The sequence below is a fragment of the Candidatus Protofrankia californiensis genome (genome assembly GCF_900634765.1).
Lineage (GTDB): Bacteria > Actinomycetota > Actinomycetes > Frankiales > Frankiaceae > Protofrankia > Protofrankia californiensis.
The window spans coordinates 4,718-6,250 of sequence record NZ_CAAAFT010000183.1; the positions used below are offsets into that span (position 1 = coordinate 4,718).

The 1,533-nt window shown below is 68.3% G+C and carries 2 protein-coding genes; both read left to right on the forward strand.

Annotation, left to right across the window (positions count from 1 at the left end):
- Nucleotides 1-315: 315 nt before the first annotated feature.
- Nucleotides 316-612: a hypothetical protein gene (locus DD1DGNOD_RS10145; protein ID WP_131769975.1), complete on the forward strand. Its 297-nt coding sequence runs from the start codon at nucleotides 316-318 to the stop codon at nucleotides 610-612.
- Nucleotides 613-729: 117 nt separating this feature from the next.
- A complete protein-coding gene (locus tag DD1DGNOD_RS10150) occupies nucleotides 730-1,341 on the forward strand; it encodes a superoxide dismutase (protein WP_131766736.1) in 612 nt (203 codons plus the stop codon).
- The last annotated feature ends 192 nt before the right edge of the window (nucleotides 1,342-1,533 follow it).

Sequence of the window (1,533 nt, forward strand, 5' to 3'; positions counted from 1 at the left end):
CCGGTTGGCCGGTTGGCCGGTTGGTCGGTTGGTCGGTTGGCCGACCGTGGGCGTGACAGACCCGTCGGCCTGCCCGGCTTTCCACAGTGGTTCCCCGATCGGGCACTACCCGACAGGGGCAGAAGCCCGTGTCGGGGCGACAAGCAGCCTGGAGAGCCGCCCGTCCACCGGAATATCATGGAACAGCCACCCACAGTGACGCCTCTCTTGCAGAAACAAGCTTGCAGTTACATACTCTTTGCAAGTACTCCATGATGGCGTTGGCTGACGCCGCAGCAGGCATGGCCGTAGACGGCGCTGGAGAGGGAGCGGTCGATGCGTGACATCGGAAGCGGTCCCGCGGGATGCCTGCCCGTAGCGATCGAGGTCATGACCGCCTACACCGACTCCACCGACGACCCCGGCTTCTTCTGGGCCAGCGTCCAGCGGGTCATGGCCGACGGCGCCGGCCGCTCCAACCCCGCCGCCGCCATGGCCGAACTGGTCCTCGGCCTGTCCACCCTGTGCGGCATCGCCCTCGACCACCTGGCCGAACGCGCCGGACCGGAACGTGGGCCCCGCGACGTGCTCGCCGCGATCCAACGGGCCTACGTCACCGACCCGCCGGCCTGACCGACAGCACACTGCGCACACCCCGGCCGGCCAGGCCCCACAGAGCCAGGAACGGATCCACAGCGGCCCGTCCTGTACACATCCCATTTCTCACCGTGATGAGAGGACTCCACGCCCGTGGCGATCTACACTCTGCCCGACCTGCCCTACGACTACGCCGCCCTCGAACCGTCGATCAGCGGCGAGATCCTGGAACTGCACCACGACAAGCACCACGCCGCCTACGTCGCCGGCGCCAACACCACCCTCGACAAGCTCGCCGAAGCCCGCGACAAGGGCGACTTCGCCGCCATCGTCGGGCTGGAGAAGACCCTCGCGTTCAACGTCTCCGGCCACGTCCTGCACTCGCTCTACTGGCAGAACCTCTCCCCCGACGGCGGTGACAAGCCCGACGGCGTCCTCGCCGACGCCGTCACCAACGACTTCGGCTCGTTCGATGCCTTCAAGGCCCAGCTCACCGCCGCCACCACCACCGTGCAGGGCTCCGGCTGGGGCGTGCTGTCCTACGAACCCGTCGCCGACCGGCTCCTGATCGAACAGGTCTACGACCACCAGGGCAACATCGGCATCGGTAGCACCCCGCTACTGGTCTTCGACGCCTGGGAGCACGCCTTCTACCTGCAGTACAAGAACGTCAAGGCCGACTACGCCACCGCCCTGTGGAACATCGTCAACTGGGCCGACGTCGCCGCCCGCTACACCGCAGCCCGGCAGGCGCGCCTGGGCTGACCCCGGGGCGTGACGGGCCCGCGGATGGTGACGCGGCGGGCCCGCTGTACAGCGACGCGGTCTTCGTGCGGTTGCGGTACGCGCGGACCGTGTCGCTGTCCGGGACTGCGGGTGAGCAGGCGCTGATCATGCGGGTCGTGGCCGTCATGGACGCTGTCGTCCGGGGCTCGGCAGTCGCATCATCTCCGAACC

Excerpts from the sequence above, each read along its gene's own strand:
- DD1DGNOD_RS10145 (WP_131769975.1), top strand. The coding sequence starts at position 316 with ATGCGTGACATCGGAAGCGGTCCCGCGGGATGCCTGCCCGTAGCGATC.